This is a genomic window from Myroides odoratimimus (genome assembly GCF_004337635.1).
Classification (GTDB): domain Bacteria; phylum Bacteroidota; class Bacteroidia; order Flavobacteriales; family Flavobacteriaceae; genus Flavobacterium; species Flavobacterium odoratimimum.
On record NZ_CP037427.1, the window covers coordinates 1,613,801 to 1,629,153 of the forward strand.

Annotated in this window: 11 protein-coding genes and 2 tRNA genes; 7 read left to right on the forward strand and 6 right to left on the reverse strand. The window is 34.6% G+C overall.

The window, feature by feature from the left end:
- Positions 1-3 precede the first annotated feature (3 nt).
- The 4 genes from E0Z07_RS07480 to mce all read right to left on the reverse strand — a co-directional run bounded on the left by E0Z07_RS07480 (position 4) and on the right by mce (position 1,660).
- Positions 4-828, reverse strand: a complete 825-nt coding sequence (locus tag E0Z07_RS07480) for a hypothetical protein (RefSeq protein WP_006257445.1) — start codon at positions 826-828, stop codon at positions 4-6.
- Positions 829-1,014: 186 nt separating this feature from the next.
- Positions 1,015-1,088 (reverse strand) — tRNA-Ile (locus E0Z07_RS07485).
- A 24-nt stretch (positions 1,089-1,112) separates the two neighbouring features.
- Positions 1,113-1,189 (reverse strand) — tRNA-Ile (locus tag E0Z07_RS07490).
- 69 nt (positions 1,190-1,258) lie between these two features.
- On the reverse strand, positions 1,259-1,660 hold the full coding sequence (mce, locus tag E0Z07_RS07495; RefSeq protein ID WP_006257444.1) for a methylmalonyl-CoA epimerase: 402 nt from the start codon (positions 1,658-1,660) through the stop codon (positions 1,259-1,261).
- 70 nt (positions 1,661-1,730) lie between these two features.
- Here mce and rbfA point away from each other — a divergent pair, with 70 nt between their 5' ends.
- The 6 genes from rbfA (at position 1,731) to E0Z07_RS07525 (ending at position 10,184) form a co-directional block, all read left to right on the forward strand.
- The gene (rbfA, locus tag E0Z07_RS07500) at positions 1,731-2,123 is read left to right on the forward strand and encodes a 30S ribosome-binding factor RbfA (protein WP_006257441.1); all 393 of its coding nucleotides are present in this window, start codon (positions 1,731-1,733) and stop codon (positions 2,121-2,123) included.
- A gap of 1 nt (position 2,124) precedes the next feature.
- On the forward strand, positions 2,125-3,330 hold the full coding sequence (locus E0Z07_RS07505) for an ABC transporter permease (RefSeq protein ID WP_006257440.1): 1,206 nt from the start codon (positions 2,125-2,127) through the stop codon (positions 3,328-3,330).
- A 407-nt stretch (positions 3,331-3,737) separates the two neighbouring features.
- Positions 3,738-6,263 (forward strand): tetratricopeptide repeat protein, encoded by a 2,526-nt coding sequence (locus E0Z07_RS07510; protein ID WP_225581569.1) that lies wholly within the window; start codon positions 3,738-3,740, stop codon positions 6,261-6,263.
- Entirely contained in the window at positions 6,263-8,041 is a 1,779-nt protein-coding gene (locus E0Z07_RS07515; protein WP_006257438.1) for an HSP90 family protein, read from the forward strand. The genes E0Z07_RS07510 and E0Z07_RS07515 overlap by 1 nt, the downstream gene beginning before the upstream one ends.
- Before the next feature lie 2 nt (positions 8,042-8,043).
- Positions 8,044-9,120, forward strand: a complete 1,077-nt coding sequence (locus E0Z07_RS07520; protein ID WP_131540525.1) for a hypothetical protein — start codon at positions 8,044-8,046, stop codon at positions 9,118-9,120.
- Between the two features lie 2 nt (positions 9,121-9,122).
- Positions 9,123-10,184, forward strand: coding sequence for a hypothetical protein (locus E0Z07_RS07525; RefSeq protein ID WP_131540526.1), 1,062 nt, complete (start codon positions 9,123-9,125; stop codon positions 10,182-10,184).
- Between the two features lie 101 nt (positions 10,185-10,285).
- Here the strand turns inward: E0Z07_RS07525 and E0Z07_RS07530 are convergent, their stop codons facing one another.
- Complete coding sequence (locus E0Z07_RS07530) at positions 10,286-11,473, reverse strand: hypothetical protein (protein WP_131540527.1); 1,188 nt, start codon at positions 11,471-11,473, stop codon at positions 10,286-10,288.
- Between the two features lie 401 nt (positions 11,474-11,874).
- Between E0Z07_RS07530 and E0Z07_RS07535 the strand changes: the two genes are divergently transcribed.
- The gene (locus tag E0Z07_RS07535) at positions 11,875-12,873 is read left to right on the forward strand and encodes a 2-hydroxyacid dehydrogenase (protein WP_131540528.1); all 999 of its coding nucleotides are present in this window, start codon (positions 11,875-11,877) and stop codon (positions 12,871-12,873) included.
- Positions 12,874-12,972: 99 nt separating this feature from the next.
- Here E0Z07_RS07535 and E0Z07_RS07540 read toward each other — a convergent pair whose 3' ends face one another.
- Entirely contained in the window at positions 12,973-15,342 is a 2,370-nt protein-coding gene (locus tag E0Z07_RS07540; RefSeq protein ID WP_131540529.1) for a TonB-dependent receptor, read from the reverse strand.
- Positions 15,343-15,353: the final 11 nt, after the last annotated feature.

Sequence of the window (15,353 nt, forward strand, 5' to 3'; positions counted from 1 at the left end):
GTCTTAGGACAGTTTTTTAGATAACTGACTTTTTACATTTTCTAAGATTTTAGCATAAGTTTCTTTATGAGCGTTTGTAATTAACTTTCTACTCTTTTTACTTATTGAATCATACTTTATGGTACAATAGTTTTCTAAGGTTGCATATTGAAAGTAGCGACAACTTTCTTTAAGGTTGGTTTTGTGTAAAGTAAATAACTCTACAAAAGGTATAAAGAAAGCTTCTAAGAACATGGCGCAATGTTGTGATTGAAGTTCTAACTTAATAAAAGAATTAGGATTATCTGTTTTTTTGCTAATACAAGATCCTATGACTTTTTTAAAATCTTGAATTGTTGTGTCATCATTAATAATTTCTTTCTTTAATTCATGCAAGGTTTCTTTGATTAGAGTCTCATGTGTTGTGCTAAAAACAAATACATTGTCTTTTTTTTGCTCTTGCTTCTTTTTACAGGGAGTTGTATTATAAATTGTAATTGTTTTTTTAGAAGGAAGTGTTAGTAGATATTCTTTAGAATTTTTAAATGATTTAAAAGATTCTTTATATATCAAACTTAGATGACTAATTAAAAATATGTTCTGCCCTTTGTAAAAATTAATTGCAGCACTTAATAATAATATTGAGTAAATCAATGCAGTTAAAGGCAAAAGGGTATACCATTTAGATATACTATAAAAATAGGGTAATTGGAAAGTGGATGTTACCAGGGATATAATTGGTAATAATGCGGCAGTTATATAGGTGAACTTCTTGGAAAGAGTTACAGAGCCTAACTTTTCTAACTTTTGGTGAAAGAAAAAAAACGGAGTTTCAATAATAGTATTCATAGTGTCTTGTTGTTGGTTAGTAATAAAAGTACTAAAAATATAACTAACTGCAAGAAAATGAAAACTTTACTATCTTTATGGGGTAAAACAAATTGTTGTACTTTTGTTGTACTGATGAAAAAAAAGGTGAAAAAAGGGCAAAAAAAAAGCACCTATTTTACAATAGATGCTTCTCTGAAATTTTAGTGGTCCCACCTGGGCTCGAACCAGGGACTTACTGATTATGAGTCAGTTACTCTAACCAGCTGAGTTATAGGACCGCTCATTTTGAGCGAAAAATTTCGTGGTGGTCCCACCTGGGCTCGAACCAGGGACTTGCTGATTATGAGTCAGCTACTCTAACCAGCTGAGTTATAGGACCAGTTAAAACGTGTTTAACGGGTGCAATATTATGGTTTTTTATTGGTTCATGCAAGAGTTTTAAAAGAAATTATTTAATTTCTTGACATAATTCTATAAGCACCCCATTGGTTGTTTTTGGGTGTAAAAAGGCAACTAATTTATTATCAGCTCCTTTTTTAGGAATTTCGTTTAATAATGTGAATCCTTCTGCTGCTAATCTTTTCATCTCAGCTTCTATATCTTCTACATCAAAAGCGATATGATGGATGCCTTCTCCTTTTTTTTCTAAGAATTTGGCGATAGGGCTATCAGGGTTAGTTGCTTCTAATAGCTCTATTTTATTAGGGCCATTCATAAAGAAAGAAGTTTTTACTCCTTCGCTTTCTACAGCTTCTTCCTTATAAGCTGGAGCACCGAATAGTTTTTCGAATAAGGCATTAGACGCTTCTAAGTCTTTTACAGCTATTCCGATGTGTTCTATTTTTCGCATTTCTTAGTGTTTTGGGTTATATAAACAAAGATAAAAAAGTTTGCTATTCAAAAAATTGTATTTTTGCATCATGGAAACTAATAGACAAAAGAAGATGGGAGCCTTATTGCAAAAAGATATCGTGGATATCTTGCAAGGTGAGGTGCGTAAGAACGGGATAACTAACTTAGTTATTTCGGTTTCTAAAGTGAATATAACAAGTGATTTATCAGTAGCGAGAGTGTACTTAAGTATCTTCCCTATCGATAAAGGTGAAGAGCTACTTAAAGGGATAAAATCTAATGCTCCGTTAATTAAACACGAATTAGCACAGCGAGTAAAACACCAAATGAGAAAGGTGCCAGACTTACTGTTCTACGTGGATGATAGCTTAGAGTATATCGATCAAATCGACAAAGCGCTTACGGGTGATGAAAACCCTATCGCTAATCCTGACTTATTAGAAAAGAGAAAGAAAAAATAGATTGAAGTTTTCCCTATACATAGCGAAACGTTATGCCTTTAGTAAAAGTAAAAGCAAGGCAATTAATGTTATTACGACAATATCTTCTGTAGGTATTGTGGTGAGTGCTATGGCTATGTTTATCGTGTTATCGGTATTCAGTGGGTTAAAAGCGTATAGTCTTTCTTTCGTTGATGATTTAGATCCAGATTTAAAAGTTTTTACCCCAAAGGGTAAAAGCTTTGTAGTCGAAGACAGACAGATTCTGGATTTAGAAGAGTCAGGTTATTTTAAGGGTGTAGCTAAGGTAGTAGAGGATCGCTTGTTGTTTTCGTTTAAGGATAAGCAGGCAGTCTCTATGATTAAAGGGATTGACTCAGACTTCGTTAATGTGACGGACTTTGACGAAAAGGTAGAGTATGGTAGTTGGCTAGAACCTGATACGGATGATGCAGTAGTGGGAGTGGGTATGTCTCACTTATTATCTATGGGACTGTTCGATACAGAGAATGCCTTTGAAGCATTGGCGTTAAAACCTGGTAAAGGAACTATCGAAAATCCTGAGGATGCTTTTATTAAAAGACATTTAAATCCTACAGGAGTATATGTACTAGGTAATGATGATCTAGATAATAAGTATGTGTTCGTCGATATAGATAATGCACGTGCACTACTGAATATACCTACTACTGAGGTGACTAATCTAGAGCTGGCTATTGCTGAAGGAGTATCTGAAGGTAAAGCTATTCAGAAGATTAAGGAGGTACTCGGTGAAGAGTATATCGTAAAAAATAAAACACAGCTAAACGATGGATTGTACCGTATGTTGAATATGGAGAATCTAGTTGTTTATCTGATATTCGTATTGGTGGTGATTATGGCTCTGTTTACATTAGTAGGGTCTATGATTATGATCATTCTTGAAAAACAGCCTAATATTAAAACGCTGAACCAAATAGGTGTACCTGTGAGCGACCTGCGCAAGATATTTTTATTCCAAGGATTAATTATCTGTGTGTTAGGGAGTGTGATAGGATTGGTGTTAGGTGGTATTGTTGTTTCGTTACAAGTTGCTTTTGGGTTTATTTCTATCCGAGAAGGACTTGCTTATCCAGTTGCTTTTAACTGGGTAAATATCTTCGTTGTACTCGTATCTATTATTGTGCTAGGTTTGTTAGCCTCTCTTGTTTCTTCGTCAAGAGTAAATAATAGTTATTTAAAATTATAATTTATTTGCCTTCCTCTTTAGAAGGAAATTGTTAGTTCGAAAGTTAGTCGAACGGTTTTTGCCTATTCTTTATTTGATTTTTTTACTTATTTATTGACTTAATTACGGTGCTAATGTTTTGATAGGGTGAGTGTAAGCTGTTTTTAAATTACAGTATGTGTACTTTATAACTAACTTCTTCTACTATTTGTGAGTGTTTTTCTAAAAGAGTCTTTTTTTCTTTTTTTTCTGTTATTTTTAAGTAAAAAGCATGTTTTTTTGAAATATTGGTAGTATTTTAATTAACTGTTTGAGGGTGGTATGTGTGTGATTTAGGAATTTACTATTTCATGTATTAATTGCCATTTTCCTACATTTGCTATAAAATGAAAAAGAACTAAAAAAATCAGCTTGTTTACAAGGTAGTTATGAAACAGTTTACTATGGAATATTTAAATTACGTTAGAGAATTTGCAAATGACAGTGTGTCTATTACAGCACATGCTGAAGAGTTTTTAAATAAGAATGATTACAGCAATCCACATGAGTGGTATAAAGCGCATGCAATCTGTATGCTGGCTGAACAAATAGGTAAGAATAATGAGGTGCTGGAGAAGCTGTATGATCAGCTGAATGAGGACTCTAACTGTCTTCATAGTAGTATGAGTCTTAGTGATGAGGATTATGCAGACTGGTTTACAGATGTGAAGGCATTGAATGACATATTTATAGATAGAGGATATAAACATGCTTATGCATATCAATATGAATTATTCATTAACTCTAGATACGGATTTAGAGATGAAGAAAGAGCTGTAGGCTATCTAAAGAAAGGTGTGGAATTAGGAGATGACTTGTGTAAATGTTATGTAGGATATGCTATGTATTATGGTACACAAGGGTATGAGAAAGATGAAGAGGGAGCAGTAACAATTCTAAAAACGGCTGTAGATGGAGAGAGAGCAAATATCGCTAATCTGTTTTTGTTAAACATTGAGTTTAGAGGATGTACTTCAGGAGAAGAAGGTAAAGCTGTGGTAGAGAAGTTCTCTGAACTAATCAATGTGAAGAAAAGAGGGCTTTATATCTTAGCTGATTATTATCTAAGAGAAGATGATAACGTTAGTGCTGAAGCTGCTTTAAAAGATGGTATTGCGAATAATAGTACTTACTGTAAGTACTTGTTAGGAATGATGGCTTGTAATGGTCGTTTTGAAGAATTAGGTTATACAGAAGAGCAAGGTAGAGAGTTACTAGCAGATGCTTATGACTATGGTATCACACATGCAGGATATGTACTAGGGTATTCTTACTTCTATCCTAGAACAGAAGGACTAGAAGCTAAGCAAGAAGCGGGTATTGAAATGTTCAAGAAAGCTATTGCTTACTATTCTAGTGAGGCTACACTAGAGCTAGCTATTATCTACTTGTATAATGAAGATTTTAAAGATATTGCTAAAGGGATGGAGTTCTTAGATAGAGGAGTTGAGTATAAATACGATAGAGCAATGTCTGAAAAAGGTTTTGTTTTATTAGACTTCGAAGAGGTAGAGCGCGATGTAGAAGGAGGAAAAGCAATGTTAGAGCAAGCTATGGCAGCAGGTAATGATTATGCTCCTTATCGATTAGGACTAGCGTATCAGAATGCTGATTTTGAAGAAGAGGCAGATTATGAAAAGGCGTTATATCTATTCGAGTTAGCAGCTGAGCGAAATAACTTATCAGGATTAGAATTAGCGGGTCGTTATCACCGTTTTGGGTATGCTGGAGAACCTAATCTAGAGAAAGCAGTTAGCTACTACCAAAGAGGGATAGAATACTTTAACTCTAATTACTGTAAGGTAGAACTAGCAATGCTATTAGAGAGAGGAGAAGGTATAGAGCAGGATGTTGCTGAGGCAGCTCGCTTATATGAGGATGCGCTGAATGAAGGGTATACTTATGCGGCTATTCGTCTTGGGTTTATCTATGAAGAAGGTAGTATAGGAGAACCTGATTATGCTAAAGCAAGAGCTCACTTTGAGTTAGCTGCAGAACAAGATATGGCTGAGGGTGTGTATCACTTAGCTCGCTGTTATAGATATGGTACAGGAGGTGAAGAGAACCAAGAGAAATCATTTGAGTTATTTTCTAAAGCACTAGAGTTAGGTTTTGTAGACGCTAATGTTGATATCGCTCTGTTCTATGAAGAAGGTATTAACGGTGGAGAGCCTGATTATGAAAAGGCTTTTGAATACATGATAGTTGGTGCAGAGGCAGGGTTTAACTATGCACAGTATAAAGTAGGAGTTTATTACTCTTATGGATATCTAGCAGAAACAAATGTAGAACTAGGTAAAGAATGGTTTGAAAAATCAGTAGAGAGTGGTTCTCCTCTAGGGATGTTGTCATTAGGGGATTATTATCTATATGGGTATGGTGAAGAGAAGGAGTATGACAAAGCCTTTGAATACTATATCGCAGCAGAAGAGAGAAACTATATCTCTGAAGGACTTGGTATTTGTTACCAATTTGGATTAGGAGTAGAGGTAGATGAGGTTAAGGCATTCCACTATTATAAATTGGCTGCTGATAGACAGTATGATTCTGCTATATTCCGTCTGGGATTATGTTACTTCTATGGCAATGGTACTGAGAGAGATCTAGTAGAAGCATTCCATTACTTAAAGCAAGTAGCTGATAGAGGTAATATGGATGCTGCTAGTTATGTAGGGCTAATGTTAGTGAAAGGGGATGGTGCAGAGAAAGATCCTGAATATGGTGTGAGTTATTTGATTCAGGCTGCTGAAGCAGGTTTTGATATGGCACAGTACGAGTTAGCTAACTGTTATTTAAAAGGAGAGGGTGTTCCTCAGAGTGATGATTCTGCTATGGAATGGTATCAACAAGCTGCAGAGAATGGCAATGAAGATGCACAGAAGATAGTAGGAGGTCCTCGTAAAAGAAGAAGATAATGGAAAATCAGAAACAATTTCAGTTTCAAGTGAATATGAAGGGAATGATAGAGCTGTTGTCAGAGCATATATATAGCTCTCCAACAGTATTCGTCAGAGAACTTCTACAGAATGGTATGGATGCGGTGACGGTCCGAAAAGGCATCGATGAAAGCTTTAAGGGAAAGATCAATATCACCTTTGAAGGAGATCGTTTAATCTTTCAAGATAATGGAGTAGGGCTTACACATGATGATGTGCATCAGTTCTTATCTGTTATTGGGCAAAGCTCTAAACGTGGAGAACTAGCTGATAAAGACTTAATCGGTAAGTTTGGTATTGGGTTGTTGTCATGTTTAGTAGTGAGTGAGGCTATTGTTGTAGAATCGCGTTCGCTATATAAAGACGAGTCTGTAAGATGGACGGGTAAAGCTGATGGTACGTATGAAGTAGAAATGATCCCTCTATTAGATGAAGTGGGTACTAAGGTAATCTTAGATGCAAAGAAAGCTTGGCGTAGTCTGTTTAAGCGTGATGAGGTGAAACAGAATGTGCTGTTTTATGGTAGTGCATTACCTATAGAAGTGAACCTAATCGAAAAAGGAGAGGTAGAACAATGCTTAGATGGTAATCCTGTTTGGTTAGATAATGAAAGTTCAAAAGAACAGTTATTAGACTATGGTAAGGAAGTGTTTAAGACGAAGTTCTTAGACGTGTTTAGACTATATTCTGAAGCAGGTGAGATACAAGGAGTAGCTTATATTATCCCGAATAAGGTGAATACTACAGCTACTAAAGAACATAAAATATTTCTGAAAAAGATGTATCTATGCGATCAGGCTACTAATCTGTTGCCTGAGTGGACTTCTTTTGTGCGTTGTATTTTTAATTCGAATGCGTTACAACCTACGGCTTCTAGAGAGTCATTAATGAATAATGCGGTCTTACAAGAGTCTAAAAAGGAGTTAAGTGAGTGTTTTAAAGATTACTTAAAGACACTTTCTATTACTAACCCTGAGATTCTAGAGAAGATTATTAGTATTCACCATATGTTTATTAAGGCATTGGCGGCATCTGATAACGAGATTATGACTATGTTCGAAGATTACCTTCCTTTTGAGACAAATCAGGGAATGATGGCTTTCGGAGAGATTAAAGAGACGTATAAGAATATATACTATACTCCATCTCTAGATGATTATAGACAAATACGTCGTATAGCAGGTTCTCAGAATAAGTTAGTGATTAATGCAGCGTATAGCTATGAAACGGATCTAATAGAAAAGCTTAAACGCTCTCATGCAGAGTTAAAGTTAGAACGTATCGCACCTAATGATATTCTAGAAGAATTCGAAGATGCAATAGAAGATAGTCAACGTATAGAGAACTTTATAGATAAAGCGAATAAGATATTAAAGAGACATTTCTGTAGAGCAGAGGTGAAGAGATTTGAACCAAAAGATACGACAGCAATATATATCGCTAATGAGGATGCTCTGACTTCTAAAAACATTCAGAGTCTGTCTCAAACGTCTAATCCTTTTGCAAGTACGTTACAGCATTTTAAAAAGAAAGAGGAAGTAATGCCGACACTGTGTTTTAATCAACAAAGTGAGTTGGTAGAGAAAGTAATGCTTATCGATGATGATGAGTTGTTTGAAGCTCTAATTAATGTGCTTTATGTACAAGCTCTTATGCTAGGAGGGTATACTATTAATAAAAGAGAAATGGATACCTTCAACGATGCTCTATATCAGTTTATGATCTTAGGAATGTCTAATTTCTTACCTAAATTTTAAGTATGTATCGGTTAGAAATACAAAAGCTGTTATTGGCTATTGATGAGAATCTTGATGATCAAGAACTGTGTTTAAGTTTCATTCGTCAAGGTATTCAGATTGCAGATAAGCACAATGATTTAGACTGGGGCGTAGAGTTGCGTTATAGCTTAATACACGAAGAACGCGCTACTTCTGGATGTACAGAAAGTGTATTGGCTTTTGCATGGATTCTAGATGTCTGTGATCGATACCCTGAGCGTTTTCACGAGTCAGAGTTCTTGTTAGAATATGAGTGGATGCTGTGCTCTGCATATAGTAATGCTTCACTGTCTACAGAGCAGATTCTAGCAGTAGCGGATGATCTGTATACAAGATTAGAGCGCAACCATATCAGCAAAAGAGGATATTACTTCACTATGGCGGAGTATGTGCAGAATATAGGTGATTATGCGAAAGGCGAAGAATACATTAAACTAGCGATGCAAGAACCTTATGACGATGAGAATATAGAGATAATGGAGTATGATTATCGTATAGAGAATTTGGTTTTAATGGGAAGGTTTGATGAGGCTATTGTGCTAATGGAGCAGGTGGAGTTAAAGAAGTTAAGTGATTTTGCTTTGCCTTTTGAGACCTATTGTGCGATGGCTTATTGTATGGCGAAGGTTGAGGATGTAAGAGCGTCTATTTATTTAGAAAAAGCAAAGGCTTCTTTTGAAACATTAAGGGAAGTAAACAGTTCTATGCTATACAGTATGACACGTCTGATGTATGCTATGTATTTACTAAAAGATAGTGTAATGTGGTCTACTTTTGAGCGTATTGCTGATTGGGAGATAGATGCAGAAGATGACTTGCAGTTTATGTTGAGTAGACATGCAGCTTTAATATGTGCTCAAGGAGGCGTGATAGCGTTAGACCTTTCCCCAAGGTTGTCATATTATGAGCCTAACGGCAAGTATGATTTGACACAGTTATACGAGTATTATGACAATATAGCGACTAGATTAGGACTACAGTTTGACTCGCGCAATGGCTTAGATTTTTGTTCTAAGGAGTACAAAGAGTTAAAAATGATGAATGGAATAAAAGTATAATTATGAATTATAATTTAGAAATACAGAAGATCTTATTAAAGGTAGAAGAGTTACCTAGTTTTAGTGATAAAGTAAAGGCATTAAAAGAGGCTATTGCCCTTGCAGATAAGCACAATGATTTAGACTGGGGGTTTGATTTAAGATTGACTTTAATTCAAAAAGAGAGAAATACCTCTAAGTGTGAGGAGAGTTTTCCTGCTTTTGCCTGGATACTTAATGCAAGTGATTCTAACGAAGATTATTTTGACGAGTCAGAGTTCTTATGGGAGTATAAGTGGATGTTTTGTTCTGCTTACCGCAATGCTTCTATTTCTTTAGAACAGATTAAAGAAATAGGAGATGACCTAAGAAGACGTCTTAAAAAGAATGGATATAGTGATAGAGCATATTATAATGTAATGACTGGATATGCATTGCATCTAAGAGATTATAAGTTAGCACAAGAGTATATTCGCTTGGCTGATGAAGAGATCTTAGACGATATGGCGAACTGTCCTGCTTGTGAGTTAGATACTAAAGTAGAGACTTTATTAGATCTAGGTCATATAGATGAGTCATTAGTAAAGGCGCAAGACTTGATCAATAAGAAGTTGACATGTTATTCAATGCCATTCCAGACTTTCTGTAGTTTCGCTAATAAGTTGTACGATGCGGGTGATGATAGAGCTTCTATCTACTTCGATAAAGCATTAGAAGAATATCACGCGCATGATCAATACGATAGTTCTGTAGGATACTCTATGGGAGAGTTAGTGTCGTATATGGCAAAAACAAAGCATCCTGAAATGTGGAGCTTCTTCTCTCGTATCTGTGAGTGGCAGTTAGGAGCTGAAGATATACATATCTATAACTTTGCTAAAGCAATGGCTCCGTTGATGCAAGGAGAAGGTGAAGTAACATTAAGCTTATCTCCACTATTGCCTTATTATCAAGAGTCAGGAGTGTATAGGTTATCTGATTTATATACTTACTTTAAGGATACGGCTTATGATTATGCCAACAGATTTGATCAACGCAATCACAATACTAATTTTATACAAGAAGTAGATAAAGCATTAAACTAAACGTGCTTATTGACTTTAGATATTTACAGCAAGACTTCAGAATATGAGGTCTTGCTTTTTTTATATTAAAAAAGCCACTCTTTTTGAGAGTGGCTGTATTTTTAGAATAGGCTAATCTGTCCGTCTTGTTCAGCTTTGACTATTTTCTTTTCTTTTTTCTTCTCTTTCTTTTCTTTTTGTTCACTAGGTTCAACCTCGATCATTTCTACATCAAATATCTCTATTTGCATGACATCTTGGCTATACGGGATGTCCTCTTCTTCAGTAAGCAGGGTATTCATTCCTTGTTCTGGCTGAGATGAGATGATAGGTTCGTGATTGATAAGATCTTGTTCATCTACATTTATACCAGTTTTAGCAATATTAAATAACTCGTTGTATTTAGGGTCACTAAAGGTTACTTGTTCTGCTGTATTTTTTTTCTCTGAAGATGGTGAAGGGTCTTCTGTAGTAATTCTCTCCCAATCTAACTTAGGTTGACTTTCTGGTATACTCGTCATGAATAAGTCTTCCTCTGTACTGTAGATCGTTTCTTGAGTAGGGAATGTTTCAGATGTTGTATTAGATTCCTCTGTAGAACCTATTGTTTCTTCTGTCACATCCATTTCTTTCTCTAGATAAGAATTATGATCTAAAGGGAGTTCGTTATCAAGGATTACTTTATCCTCTACAGAAGGAGCAAATAACTCTTCTAAGGTATTAGACATAGTAGATACTACCTCATGAGATACTTCTTCATTCGGAGTATCTATTTCTTCATGATCACTAAAAGCATCTGTCATATCAAATAGGATAGGTATCTCTACTTGATTAGGATCTACTGTATGAGCGTCTTCTACACCTTCTAATACTAAGATTCTCTCAGGCTTAGTCTCTGTAACCTCTATTGGGTTATCTTCTACTAAGTCTTCATCTATGATAGTGATATCTTCTTCTTTAGCGAAGATGTCTAGTTTATTATGTAGTTCAGAGATAAGTCTTTTTATCTTTTTGATATGTAGGTTATCACTGAATAATTCTTTTTCGTGAACAGCCTCTAAAAGCTTATACATAGAATACGCTTCATGGTATTTCAATACTAATGAATGCTTTTTATTATGATCAAGAATAGAAACTTGTTTCTGTATGGTCTTTGCTTTATCTTCTAACTTATTGATTAAATCTTCTTTGATGCTTATTAGTAATGCGTCTGTGACATTCTCTACAATATAGTCATCTGTATGCTTAACCATTTTGATGACTGTAAGCAATACGTCATTATTTAATTTAAGTTGAATTTTTGCAATCATTTTATTCGTGAAAAAGGCTTGTTTATTTACGTTCAAGAAAGTTCACAAAATAATGAAAAATTATTGTAAGTGCTACGTATTTAGGGGAAAATATTATTAATTGGAGTGGGTTAGGAGGATTTATAGACTAGAATAAATAGTTGTTTTTGTAATGAGTTGATTTGTTTAGTTTTATGTTTTTGTAGTGTCCTTTTTTTCTTAGTTTACTTCATAAGATTTTGAAGATAAATGAAGATATATAAAAGTGTTATTCAAAGGATTGCTTTTAACCCTACGTTTATTGGGTAAAAGAAGTCGCATTACGTGGTTTAATGGTTTTTTATCAGTAACTTTAATAAGTGAAACAAGGCAAACACCTTGTCTCATATAGACAGAAATAATAATATTAAAAATAGTAAGATATGAAGATTGCTTTTTTTTCTACGCAACCTTATGATGTAACATTCTTTGATAAGGAGAATAAACAATTTGGCTTTGAATTAGAATACTTTGAAACAGGTTTGGATGAACAAACAGTGAATGTGATTACAGAAAATACTGATGTAGTATGTGTATTCGTAAATGATAAAGTAGACGCTGAGGTGATTAGTAATCTAGCTAAAAAGGATGTTAAGTATATTGCTCTTCGTTGTGCAGGGTTTAATAACGTAGATTTGGATGCTGCTCATCAACATAATATACGAGTTTGTCGCGTACCTGCGTATTCTCCAGAAGCAGTAGCAGAGCATACACTAGCTATGCTATTTACGATTAATAGAAAGATTCACAAGGCGTATAATCGCGTTAGAGAACAAAACTTCTCTTTAAATGGATTGTTAGGAACTAATATCTATAAAAAGACAGTCGGAATTATAGGTACAGGTAATATAGGTGCGGTTTTTTGTCGCATGATGAAAGCTTTAGGTACTGAAGTGCTAGCTTATGATATTTATAAAAATGAACAATTAGAGGCTGAAGGGATTCGTTATGTAGAGTTAGAAGAACTATTTACGAAATCTGATATTATTTCATTACACTGTCCACTTACACCAGATACGATGCATCTGATTAATGAAGATACGATTAGTAAAATGAAAGATGGAGTAATGCTGATTAATACCAGTAGAGGTAAACTAATCGATACGCACGCTATTATACAAGGGTTAAGAGCAAAGAAAATAGGTGCTTTGGGAATAGATGTATACGAGCAAGAAGAGAAGGTGTTCTTTAGAGATTTATCAGGTACAATATTAGAGGATGAACGTTTACAATTATTAACTTCGTTCCCAAATGTATTAGTAACTGCTCATCAGGCTTTCTTTACAGATGAAGCACTGACTCAGATAGCCTTTATTACATTAGATAACCTAAAACAACTTAAAACGAATAATGAGATAGTAGGTAGAAATGCTGAACTATAACTGATTTATTTTTGAGATTTTATGTAAGGCAAGGGGCTGTCTCATTCCATAATGAGACAGCCCCTCTAAGTAATAATTGTTCTAACTAACTCAATTCATTTAATTACTTCTGTTTTTATCTTCGAAATTTGCTTCTTGTATTGCTTTTTTGTTCTTAGAGTTACCGAATGTATAGGATGCACTTATATTGAATCTACGAGAGTTCCAAGAGTTCTTGAAAGACTGTACATTATCTTTGTAATAAGAAGTACCATTGCTCTTACCAGTATTGAAGATGTCCTGCATGGTCATATTAATATTCAGTTTTTTGTCTAGTAAAGCTAGCTTAGCCCCAAATGAGAGTGAGCTATATGAGCTGTATCTAGTATTGTCTTCCTTGTGTGGTAATTGGTGATACCAGTTAAGTAATAGTTTTAAGGTCTTTGCGTTATTCACAGAGAATGTGTTCTGTGAATAGTAATCAAATAAGTTTCCTTTTAATCCTACTTGTGTTGCTTCTTCATTTCTGTAGTATGGAGATGACATTATGTATTCTAACCCTGAATTTGTCTCCCACCAGGCTGTTATCGTATTGTTATAAGAGATATCCACACCATAGTTATCACTGTTAAGCATATTGTATGTCGAACTCATGAATACACCATCTTCGTACTTATTCATATAATCAAACTGATCAGTCATATGATAGTAATTAAGATTCACAGATAGTGCCCCATTATATACATAACTTAGTTCGTAGTTGTTTGTATAAGAAGGATTAAGTTCTGGATTACCTTGATGATATGTATAGCTGTTAGAATAATACTTAAACGGATTTAAAACATTAGAGTATGGTCTATTAATACGCTTAGAATAATTAAAACTAAATGAGTGTGTCTCATTAGGCGTGAATGATACATACGCTGTAGGGAACCACTTACCATAAGACTTCGTGAACTTCTCGTCATTATCTATTTGATGTCCTTTTGCCTCTGTTTGTTCATAGCGCATTCCACCTTTTACACTCCACTTCTCCGTTAGCTGTTTAGTAAAACTTAGGTATGCAGCGTAGTTATCTTCAGTGTAGTTAAATCGATTACTCTTTAGAGGATCTAATGTAGCATTGCCATTCTTGATATTAAAATAAGTTACTTGAGCTTTATTGTCATAAGTAGTATACTTTGCTCCAAACTCTACTTCTGCCCAAGGCAAGTGATAAGTTAAATCCGCATTTAGGCTATATACACTATACTTAAGCGTATTAGTATAGGTATTATATCTTCTAAGTACAGAGCTATTATCAAATTCTTTGATATCAAATGATTGGTCTGGTGAATTAGAGAAGTAATTCGCACCTATAGCTATTTTACTCCCTAATGTATCTAGTTTCTGATCAAAGAATAGATTAGCTGTATGATAGTTGTTTTTAGTATAAGATCGGTTTACTGAATTAATAATAGAGTCAGTTGTTGTAAAAGGATAACTTTTATAAGTAGAAGCTGTAAATGCTCTAGGATCCCCAGAGAATTTAGTATAATTGTATGAACCACCTATAACAGCATTGTCTGTCAGTTGATAGTTAGTAGTAATACTAGCACCTCTATTTTTATAAGAAGATTCATTTAAAGAGTTATTCCCTAAGTATCTCTTGTCATCTTGATAAGTGTTGTCATTGGTGTTAGAATTGTTACTATTATTGATATTACCTTTAAGCATTACACTCCATTTCTTATTTTGATAGTTTAAGCTACCATTACCACCACCAGAATTATAGTTGTTATATGAATAGTTAGAACTCACTGTTCCATATACTCCCATGCGTTTATTCTTTTTTAAGATGATATTGATGATACCTGCATTACCACTCGCTTCATATTTAGCAGAAGGAGTTGTTATTACTTCTATTTTTTCGATATCATCAGAGCGCAGTGTACGCAGATAGTTTGTTAGTGCATCCCCTTGTAGTTCTAGCATTCTATCATCTACCATGATACGGACATTGTTTTTACCACTGATACTGATTTTGTCGTTTTGTACTTTGACCATTGGCGTAGTAGCTAGTGCTTCTAAAGCGTCCATTCCTTGAGAAGCGATACTATTTGCTGTATTGTACACCAGTCTATCTACTTTTCGTTCTACTAATCTTTTTTCAGCATGTAGAACGATCTCATCTAATTGTTGATCATTTTTTACGGAGATATTTTTTAGATCGACATCACTCTGAACTGCTAATTGTTGTTCACTTACTAATTGACCTAAGTGGAATATCTTAAGTACATAATCTCCTTTGGCAATATCCTCCATACGGAATAGACCTGTTTCGTCAGAGAAACTCTGTTTTACAAAAGTATCATTAGGTCGAAATAGTTGTATCTCTGCATAATCTACAGGTTTGTCAGATTGGTCTACCACAGTCCCCTTGATAGAAGACTGTGCTAGTATGAATTGACTACATAGAATAGTTAAAAGTAATGTGAATAAGTTTTTCATCGTTAGTTAGT

Excerpts from the sequence above, each read along its gene's own strand:
- E0Z07_RS07480 (WP_006257445.1), bottom strand. The coding sequence starts at position 828 with ATGAATACTATTATTGAAACTCCGTTTTTTTTCTTTCACCAAAAGTTA.
- mce (WP_006257444.1), bottom strand. The coding sequence starts at position 1,660 with ATGCGAAAAATAGAACACATCGGAATAGCTGTAAAAGACTTAGAAGCG.
- rbfA (WP_006257441.1), top strand. The coding sequence starts at position 1,731 with ATGGAAACTAATAGACAAAAGAAGATGGGAGCCTTATTGCAAAAAGAT.
- E0Z07_RS07510 (WP_225581569.1), top strand. The coding sequence starts at position 3,738 with ATGAAACAGTTTACTATGGAATATTTAAATTACGTTAGAGAATTTGCA.
- E0Z07_RS07515 (WP_006257438.1), top strand. The coding sequence starts at position 6,263 with ATGGAAAATCAGAAACAATTTCAGTTTCAAGTGAATATGAAGGGAATG.
- E0Z07_RS07520 (WP_131540525.1), top strand. The coding sequence starts at position 8,044 with ATGTATCGGTTAGAAATACAAAAGCTGTTATTGGCTATTGATGAGAAT.
- E0Z07_RS07525 (WP_131540526.1), top strand. The coding sequence starts at position 9,123 with ATGAATTATAATTTAGAAATACAGAAGATCTTATTAAAGGTAGAAGAG.
- E0Z07_RS07530 (WP_131540527.1), bottom strand. The coding sequence starts at position 11,473 with ATGATTGCAAAAATTCAACTTAAATTAAATAATGACGTATTGCTTACA.
- E0Z07_RS07535 (WP_131540528.1), top strand. The coding sequence starts at position 11,875 with ATGAAGATTGCTTTTTTTTCTACGCAACCTTATGATGTAACATTCTTT.
- E0Z07_RS07540 (WP_131540529.1), bottom strand. The coding sequence starts at position 15,342 with ATGAAAAACTTATTCACATTACTTTTAACTATTCTATGTAGTCAATTC.